This is a genomic window from Ohtaekwangia sp. (assembly GCF_036568665.1).
In the GTDB taxonomy this organism is placed as follows: domain Bacteria; phylum Bacteroidota; class Bacteroidia; order Cytophagales; family Cyclobacteriaceae; genus Ohtaekwangia.
Genome location: NZ_DATCSD010000358.1, coordinates 1 through 9,698, shown reverse-complemented (window position 1 = coordinate 9,698; position 9,698 = coordinate 1). Strand labels below are relative to the sequence as shown.

Genomic DNA, 9,698 nt, shown 5'->3' with positions numbered 1-9,698 from the left:
GTGTAACATCGCGATATATACCAGAACCTGAATACCAGCGAGAGTTAGGCTGTTGCGAATTATCTACTTTAACAGCTAACACGTTTTGTTTACCGGTAAAATCAAGATAGGGAGTCAGGTCATATTCGAACGATATATAGCTGTTAGGTCTTTTACCTAAGGAAGTACCATTGATCCATACTTCGCTGTTTCGATAAACACCATCAAAACGTATAAATATATTCTTGTCTTTATCTTCCGGTGGCAATACAAAACTTTTTCGATACCAGCCTATACCTCCGGGCAGCGCACCACCGCCAACACCTGCAGGGTTTTTCTCACTGAATTCCCCTTCTATACTCCAGTCGTGCGGAAGGTTCAGCACTCTCCATTTTGAATCATCGAAATTTGCAGAGCTGGCCTCTATCGTATCTGACAATTGGAATTTCCATTCATCGGTTAAAGCTCCAGTTACTCTTGTAGCATCGCTTTTCCGGTTGCATGAAAACATAATCAGCAGCAGTGTTAACCAGGAAAAGCAAAGTTTTATACTCATGTTATAATGATTTATATAAAAAAAGGGAATTGTTTTTTCAATTCCCTTTTTTTGAAAGAACTACTAACCTTTAGTTTGTTGCTTTGTAAATAGTATACCAAGCCCAATCATCTGTTTTTCCAAAAAGCGAAGCACCTTGCGAAACAATTAATGTATCATCGGTTAGCTTGGCAATGTTGTACTTGTTTACCGCTAAGCCATTGTTACCGTAGTCAAAGAATGGCATTTTAACAGAGCCGCTTACAATGGTTATACTATTTTTAGTCTTATCCAACTTGAATGAATACAAAGCCTTTTCAATAGTACCCGCATGATATCGTTTAAAATTATAACTTCCATTCAGATCAAAATATATACTATCATTTGCATTTGCATCACTACTTATATCTGGTGTCCACCAAGTTGAAGTATAATCACTTTCCGGCCCGAGATAAACAGAAGATACCTTCCAATATTTCCCGGCAGCCATATTCGTTAAAAGCTCCCAATTTGGATCGGAGAAATAAGCATCATCAAGTTTACTTATCGTTATCTTTACTGAATCAAATGTGATTCCCCCTTGTCCAAGGGCTCCGTATTTAACCCAATGGTCACCGCCAAATGGATTAATCACAGTATCCATTAACTTGTTGGATACTCCAACTTCATAGTCCCAGTATGCAATAGTTCCCGGAGTGTTACTTTGAAGAAAAATTCGGTTGTCATAAGCTGCATCTTGCGTTACCGAAAACTTCAGGTCTGAAGTTTTCGGAGGCGCACCCAATTCATGCTCTTCCTGGCAAGCTGTTAATGTGAGCATCACAGCTGCTATCATCAAAAATATTTTATTATCGATTTTCATAATTATAATAAGTTAGGTCAGCGACAATTACCAGCCAGTGTTTTGCTTCAACACACCGTTCGATAAACTTATTTGTGTAGCAGGTATCTGCTGTAATCCCTTCGTTTCCTGAATTTTCGAAGCACTGATTGTCTTCGTTGTTGTAACCCCGCCATTTAGAACCTCGGTTGTTTCAGCAATTTGAGTCGCGGCAACATCAACTCCTTGACGAAGTAAATCCCAATATCGTATACCCTCCAGGGCAAATTCAAGTCTGCGTTCATTCAGAATATTTGCCTGCGACACCGCCAGTTGAGTAAAGTTCGTTCCATAAGCGCGTTGTCTTACCTGATCGAAGTACGACTGAGCATTTGCGCTGCCTAATTCTGCAGCCATCAAGAGAACATCGGCATAACGAATTACTACATAATCCTGGAACTGGCTAATCTGGAAATCGCTGTTCAATCCCAAAGCGGCAGCTTCGGCAGCCGATACACTTTCGCCATTCTTGTTGATCATAGGAGTATACTTCTTCATATAGTAGCCGGTATATTCACGTTGATCCTTTTGGTTATCGAAGGCTATGTTTTCACCTTCTATGGATATAATCGAAGCTACTTTACGTGTATCAGTGCTGCTATAAGCATCCCATAAGTCGGAATTCACAGTACATGCTCCCCATCCATTTCCGTATGGGTACGATGAGAAGGCGCGCATACCCACCATAACCAGCCATTTGTTACCATCATCATTTCCAGTTGTATAGTCGCTGGTATAGGTATATTTGATAGCGAAGATTGTTTCTTTATTATCCTCACCTGCATAGTTGTCTACAGAAGCAGCCGGCCACAGATTCGCAAAACTGGAAACAAGACCATGACCGCTATTGGCAATTACATCTTCGAGATAAGCGAGTGCTTGTGCTTTTGTAACAACGCCCGCGAGATCCGGTTGCTGATAATAGCCGGTATAGTATAGATATACTCTTCCAATCAGGGATTCTGCCGCCCACTTGGTAACACGTCCGTGTGTAGCAGTCGGTTGGTTGGCATATGTAGTAGCTGCCAGATTTTCACTTGCAAACACCAGATCTTGCGCTATCTGTGCATATACAGCCTGAGGATCAGCCTGAGGAATGTTATCGGCAGAAGGCTCTGTCAACAACGGAATGTTACCCCATAGACGAACCATATCAAAGTACATGTAGGCGCGCAGAAATCTCGCTTCAGCTTCGTATGTTGCTTTGAGGCTTGTATCTGTTCCCCAATTAACCTGATCAAGCTTACCTAAAAGTATATTGCAGCGATAAATAGCTTTATAATAATTTACCCAGTTTGCATTGAATAGGCTTTGATCGGATGGTGAACGCCCCTTATCAAATTCATCCATCATCTGGTATCCAAAACCATCACCGTTACCTGTACCACCAAATACATCATCTGAAAATACTTCAGATGCCACAGGGAAAGCAATGCCGCCAGACCATAAGGCCTGCACGCCATCATAACAGCCTACCAGTGCACTGTAAGCTTCAGCAGGTGTTTTATAATAATTTTCAACTGTTGATGTTGTGTATGATTCTGTATCCAGAAAATCACTACATCCGCTCAATACCAACAGGCTTACAACTACTGTATATATATTAAACTTTCTCATACATTTCATTTTTTAGAGTTTCACATTCAACCCAACCATGTAGGTTCTTGGACGTGGATAGTAGCCCACATCAACACCTGAAGTAAATCCATCAGTGCCATACCCAACTTCCGGATCCATACCATTATACTTCGTAAAGGTGAAGAGATTCAACGCAGAAACATATAGTCTGAATTGTGTGAAATAATTCTGTTTAATGATCTTGGTGAAATCATATCCCAGCGTAACGTTGTTTATTCTGAGATAATCACCATTGTGTACATATAGATCTGAGAAGTTAGCCCAGTTTTCGTTCGACTCGGTTACACGCGGTATTCTGTTTGAAGTACCTGCTCCGTGCCAACGCTCCAGTATTTCGGTAGTATAGTTACCATATTTACTGGAAGGACTTCTGTATGATTGTACGATCTGATTTCCGGCAACTCCGCTGGCCTGAATAGACAAGTCGAATCCTTTGTAATCCGCAGCAATTGAGAAACCAAAAGTATATTTAGGATTCGGATTACCGATCATAGTCTTGTCTTTCTCATCGATCACGCCATCACCATTTACATCTACATAGCGAACATCACCAGGCTTAGCGCTGGGTTGCAGAAGAGTACCATCTTTTGATGTATAGGATGTTACATCTTCGTCTGTCTGGAACAACCCATTGGTTTTATATCCCCAGAAATATCCAACAGGATATCCATTGGCAGCTCTGTTAAATTCAGTAGCGTTATCATATATCTGGTTTGCCTGACCGTGTATAATTCCGTCTGCATTGGGTATATGGCTTACCGTATTCTTATTGTAAGCACCGTTTACACCTACACGGTAATTCAGATCGCCAAGACTGTTATTGTAAGCAAGTGCTAATTCAAGACCTTTGTTCTTTACACCACCTCCGTTAATGTAAGGAGGAAGAGCACCCGCTGTTGCCAGCACAGGAGCATTGATCAACCAGTTCTTATTGGTTTTAATATACCAGTCAACGCTTGCTGTAAATTTACCATTGAGGAAAGCTGCATCGAAACCAACATCGGTTTGCTCAGATGTTTCCCATTTCAGGTTCGGATTTGACAATCTGCTAGGATACGAACCTGCTGTAAGTGCTCCCTCTGTTCCACCGAAGATATAGTATGTATTGGTGAAATTGATAGGAGCCTGATATTGGAATGCCGAAACATTCTGGCTACCCACTTGCCCCCAGCTTGCACGTAGTTTCAATGAATTTAACCAGTTGCTGGTGTTATCCATAAATGATTCGTTGGTGATTACCCAACCTGCAGATACAGATGGGAAATATCCCCACTGATGTCCTTTAGCAAATTTTGAAGAACCATCAGCACGGAATGTCGCATTGAACAGATAAGTCTCCTCAAAGTTATAGCTAAGTCTTCCGAAGTATGACAAGCGGTGGTCTGGATCGTATGCTGCTCCGGTTGCAGTAGCTGTATTACTTGTTCCGTTACTGATCCACGCATGGTCTACATCATTAAAAACAGAACCGGTCTTGGTTGCATTCAGGTAGCTTCCTCCATATTTATACATAGAAGTACCCACCATCACATCAAATTTATGTTTTTGCGCCAGTGTAAATCCATAGCTTAACAAGTTATCCCAAAGAATTGTCTGGCCCTTGCTCATCGACTGGCTTATTGTCGGAATTTTATTGAAAGAGTATGTCGACAATCTATACTTAGGTCTATAGGATTGACCATCGTACGAGTTATAGTCTATACCCAGACTTGACCTGAATTTCAGGTTAGCAATCGGTTCTACCTGAAAGTATATATTTCCGATAACACGCTGTGTTTTATTCCGGCTCTGGCTGTTATATACCATCTGGTAATAAGGGTTCGCCTGGTTGAACATACCTACTGAATCAGATTTATCATTCTTCAGCAAAGGTGTAGTTACGAAGGCACCGCGTAAAGTATTGTTGTATTGATTACCAACTCCTATACCGTGATTATCTACAAACGCAAAATTCATGTTCTCTCCCACAGTCACAATGTCTTTGAACAACTTATGCTCGGAGTTAAAGCGGAAATTATAGCGTTTATAGTTTGAATAATCTTTTCCACCTACAATACCAGCTTGCGACAAATAAGAAAGTGATGAAGAATACACTGACTTATCGTTACCACCAGATACTCCAAGGGAATAGTTTTGCGTAGCGGCATTTTTCACAAACATCTGATCCATCCAGTTTGTACCGGCAGTTCCTAATGAATCGATATAATCGTTGGAATAGATCGGAGAGTTACCTGAGTTTACGGCCGCTTCGTTAGCAATGATCGCATACTCTTTTGCATTGAGAAGATTTACTTTTCTGGCTACGTTCTGTACGCCATAGTAAGAATCAAATGTTACTTGCGCATGGCCTGATTTACCCTTCTTAGTAGTAATCAGTACAACCCCGTTAGCAGCCTGCGAACCGTAGATCGCTGCAGACGCTGCATCTTTCAATACAGTCAATGAAGCTATATCTCCGTTATTCAGGTACGTGATATCGCTGGTGATAACACCATCCACTACATATAGCGGGTTATTACCGATTGTTGACCCAACACCGCGGATAGTCACTTTCATTGCTTCGCCTGGCTGACCAGATGTAGAGGCGATTTGCACACCAGGTGCTTGTCCTTGTAATGCTTGCAATGCGTTCGTTGAGCTTTGCTTCATTAAGTCTTCACCTTTTACCTGGAGGTTTGCCCCTGTATTCAGTGCTTTCTTCTGCTCGCCATATCCCACCACCACAACTTCTTGCAGAGTAGATATATCTTCTTCCAATGGAATATCCAGTTTAGTCTGGCTACCCACGGGTACTTCTTTCGATTTATATCCGATAAAGGATAACACCAGCACATCATTCGGTGAAGCTTCAATCGAGTAAGCTCCCTCAGCATCTGTATTAGTACCAAAGGTGGTACCTTTTATCAGAATGTTCACACCCGGTAGCGGCGCACCGGCCGCATCCGTCACTTTCCCGGACACCACCTGTTTCTGCGCATGCGCAGAAACTAATCCTACCAGGAAGAAACATACGGAAGCAAACCATACGCTTCTGTAGACTTTTTTAATCATAGGTTAATTTTGGTTTAGCTGTTCTTTATTTATCTCCAGTTCCTTTTGCATCGGAAGTTGAATTCTTATTTATTTTCTATTGTCACGGAAGCACCGGTATACTCGATCACCTGATCGGGTTGAGCATTGAAGCTCACCCCGACAGCATGATCTTTTTTAACCCAAATTATTTTTACTGTTCTCTTTTGCAGCATGCCCGGGAAACTTCCCTGACGTTCGCCAATCGTTAGCGTTTTGGATGCTTCGCTATAGGTAAAGGGTATCGTGCTATATTTACCTTGTTCGTAATCGTAGTTGATGTTTTCATCCTCATAGAGTGCGAAGGATGCATCTTTACCGGTATATACATAGAGTGTAAGCGGATCGGCAGGCTTCTCGCTAGTATATTGAACTTCCGGACCGGCAGGTATAATAGAACCTTCTTTCACATATACTGGCACTCGGTCAAGCGGAGCGTTTGCCTGGATGGTTTGACCACCTTCCCAATATTGACCTGTATATAAATCATACCATCCGGTTGTAGCAGGCAGATATACTTCGCGTGTTCTCGCCTTGAAAGTATGTACAGGGTTTATCAATAATGACGGACCGAACATATACTCATCAGCCACATTGTATGCTTTATTATCGGCATGAAAATCCATCACGAGACCGCGCATAATGGTATAGTTATTAAAGTAGCTATGACCAGCCAATGAGTATATATAGGGCAACAGATGATAGCGCAACTTATCGTAATATACCAGACTGTTATACTCTGCCGTTCCTTCCGGAGCTATATTATATATTTCGCGAAGCGGAAACTGACCATGTGAGCGGAACACCGGGCAGAACGCTCCGAACTGGAACCAGCGTGTATTCAATTCTCTCCACTCGGTTAATGTTTCTCCCGTAAGGTTGTAGAAACGTTTCTCTACGGCAAAACCTCCTATATCCATCGTCCAGTAGGGTATACCACTCAGGGAGAAATTTATACCGGTGGCAATCTGATCCTGCAAATCGCTCCAGCGCGATACTATATCTCCACTCCAGGTAACAGCGCCATAGCGTTGTTGCCCTGCAAAAGCCGAGCGAGTAAGAATGAACACACGTTTCTCCGGACTTGATTTACGTTGTCCTTCATAAACTCCTTTTGCATTCATCAATGAATATGCGTTGAAATATTTAGCACCAGGACCCATCGCAGTACTCATGTTGATCTTGCGCTCGTCAATAGAAATGTTCGAGTGGATATCCGGCTCGGTCGCGTCAAGCCACCATGCATCTATACCTATAGAATTCAGATTTTTGTCGATCTGCTTCCAGAAAAGTTTGCCAGCTTCCAGATTGAACGGATCGTAGAAGGTAGATTCATATCCTATACCCACCCAATCTTTTCTCTTCTTCTCAATGTTGTGCATATACAGGAAACCATTCTTGCGCATTTCCTCATAGTTGTCAGTGCCCTTGTTAAACTTCGGCCACACAGAGATCATCAGTTGTGCGTGCAGATCATTGTGAAGCTCGTTTACCATTCCTTTCGGATCAGGGAAACGCTTCAGATCAAATTCGTGTGAGCCCCACTTCGGATCTTCCCAATACTGCCAATCGAGCACTATATTATCGAGAGGGATATGGCGCTTGCGATATTCTTTTACTACATCCACCAGGTCTTTACTATTGGTATAGCGTTCACGGCTTTGCCAAAAACCCATCGCCCACTTCGGAACGATCGGTGCCTTACCGGTGATGGTGCGATAACCGCTGATTACATCATCAGCATCTTTACCTTTAATGAAATAGTAGTTGATCTCATCCCCTACTTCGCTTGCCAACGACAAACGATTTTGATCTTCGGCAGAATATGGATCGAGATGTTTTACTGCGAGATAACCTGCATCATCCGGATTCCACTCTATTTTTATAGTATGCTTTTCGCCAGACTTAACATCCACATTGAATTTATTTGTCCACGGATTCCAGTTTTGTCTCCACTTATCCAGTATCTGTGTACCATCAATCCAAACTTTTATATACCCGGAAGAGTATACCTGGAATTTATGCAGACCGGCAGCATCTGAGGTAAACGATCCTTCCCACACAATTTTACCTTTGTGCGAAACATCTTTTGGGAAGCTGTCAACCTGTGGTGTTTCTAAATATTGAAAGTTGATATCACCTTCGGTTTTACTCTCTTTGATTTTACTCTCTACATAATAATCGGCCGTGAGTCCGCCTTCTTTTCCATCCTTTGTAAAAAGTTTAAGTGAATTGAGTGGTTGATATTCGCGCGGATCGCCAAACTTGGTGATGGAGTAATTATCCCACAGCAAACCGTAGTTCTTGCTGGAGTATAAGAAAGGAATAACATCCACTATATTCTGTTGTGTCAGATCTACATCTTGTCCTTTGTAATTCAACTGACCATTTTGATGCCCCCCTAATCCATAGAAAGCTTCGTCGGCAGGCGATTCAAATTCCTGACGAATCGCATAGCTTTTCAGGTTCTCGATAGTAACAGGTGAGAATGATTTTCCTCCGCCTTGTTTTTCCTGGAGAATTACCTGACCCGTTGTATCGGTAAAAGAAACTTCACCTGTCTTTAAAGAGATTTTCGCACGCAGCGATTTTGTAATCAGCGTAAGAGCATCCGCAGATTCTTCCAGCTTCCAGGCAGAGGTGCCTTTCACTTCGGGTAATACTACCAGGCTTTGTGCTTTCGAAAATGTATCGGCTGGTGTGGCCGCTACGTGAATAATGTCATCTGAAATTACCTGCAGCTTCACACGTTTAGCTCCATGCTCCGCATCCAACTGCACAATTACACCGTCCTCAAGTTTCTCAAATGCTTTTTTGGTAGAGCATGCTGCCAGGACTATGGCGAGCAAAATAATGTTTACTAGTACTGCTTTTTTCATTCTATAATAATCTTTCATGCAACCGGTTTCCAAGACACAATTCTCGTAATCGATTGCAGTAAAGGTAGTGCAGCAAGCAGCCTTGAAAGGGTACTCAATTGTCTGATCCTATAGGCTCAAACGTTTTCAGGGGGTATCAAAATGTTGCAAAAGACTGGTCAAAATCGCTTTGAAGAGATGAAAGAGAAATTTCAGAAAGCAAAGCGACATCTAACTCTTCATCGAGATGTTTGCTCAGTGCATGAAGAGAAAATCAATTTGTAATAATGAAACGAGAAGACACACGAAGTACTATACCTCTTCGAGCATGAAGATGTTGTAAATAACAGCGGTTTAAATTCCTGATGAGTGGATCAGGATGATCCGGGTGTACTCAATAAAGAACAATAAACGACAACGAAGCAGCTATCGCGATGTAGATCGCTATCTCTATAGCCAACATAATTCTGCTTAACCGTTTCAGTTTCTCCTGCGACATTCTTGCTTGGGTTAAAACCAAAACTACTAACTGAAACGTAAGACGATGGTCACGAAATCGCTTAGATATAGGATTGGAATGTCTTTTTCAGGAAGAAATTATTTTATGCTTTCCTTTTTCCGGAAGCATAGGCTGAAGGAAGCACGCTATACTGCTCTTTGAAGTAACGAGCAAAGTATTTTGGATTGTTAAAGCCAACCTGATAGGCAATTTCTGCAACCGTTAGCTGACTTTTCTCCA

At 42.0% G+C, this 9,698-nt stretch carries 6 protein-coding genes; all 6 read right to left on the bottom strand.

The annotated features are described in order from the left end of the window. On the bottom strand, window positions 1-535 hold a 535-nt coding region (locus tag VIN08_RS20610; RefSeq protein ID WP_331969114.1), incomplete at its 3' end, for a sugar-binding domain-containing protein. A gap of 70 nt (window positions 536-605) precedes the next feature. Further along, window positions 606-1,376, bottom strand: coding sequence for a hypothetical protein (locus VIN08_RS20605; protein ID WP_331969111.1), 771 nt, complete (start codon window positions 1,374-1,376; stop codon window positions 606-608). Window positions 1,377-1,403: 27 nt separating this feature from the next. Next, window positions 1,404-3,011, bottom strand: coding sequence for a RagB/SusD family nutrient uptake outer membrane protein (locus tag VIN08_RS20600; protein ID WP_331969108.1), 1,608 nt, complete (start codon window positions 3,009-3,011; stop codon window positions 1,404-1,406). Between the two features lie 12 nt (window positions 3,012-3,023). Further along, on the bottom strand, window positions 3,024-6,083 hold the full coding sequence (locus VIN08_RS20595) for a TonB-dependent receptor (RefSeq protein ID WP_331969105.1): 3,060 nt from the start codon (window positions 6,081-6,083) through the stop codon (window positions 3,024-3,026). Window positions 6,084-6,148: 65 nt separating this feature from the next. Next, window positions 6,149-8,980, bottom strand: coding sequence for a TIM-barrel domain-containing protein (locus VIN08_RS20590; RefSeq protein WP_331969102.1), 2,832 nt, complete (start codon window positions 8,978-8,980; stop codon window positions 6,149-6,151). Window positions 8,981-9,561: 581 nt separating this feature from the next. Continuing rightward, a partial coding sequence (locus VIN08_RS28675) for a helix-turn-helix domain-containing protein (RefSeq protein ID WP_414693306.1) occupies window positions 9,562-9,698 on the bottom strand: 137 nt, incomplete at its 5' end.

Excerpts from the sequence above, each read along its gene's own strand:
- VIN08_RS20590 (WP_331969102.1), bottom strand. The coding sequence starts at position 8,980 with ATGAAAAAAGCAGTACTAGTAAACATTATTTTGCTCGCCATAGTCCTG.
- VIN08_RS20600 (WP_331969108.1), bottom strand. The coding sequence starts at position 3,011 with ATGAGAAAGTTTAATATATATACAGTAGTTGTAAGCCTGTTGGTATTG.
- VIN08_RS20605 (WP_331969111.1), bottom strand. The coding sequence starts at position 1,376 with ATGAAAATCGATAATAAAATATTTTTGATGATAGCAGCTGTGATGCTC.
- VIN08_RS20595 (WP_331969105.1), bottom strand. The coding sequence starts at position 6,083 with ATGATTAAAAAAGTCTACAGAAGCGTATGGTTTGCTTCCGTATGTTTC.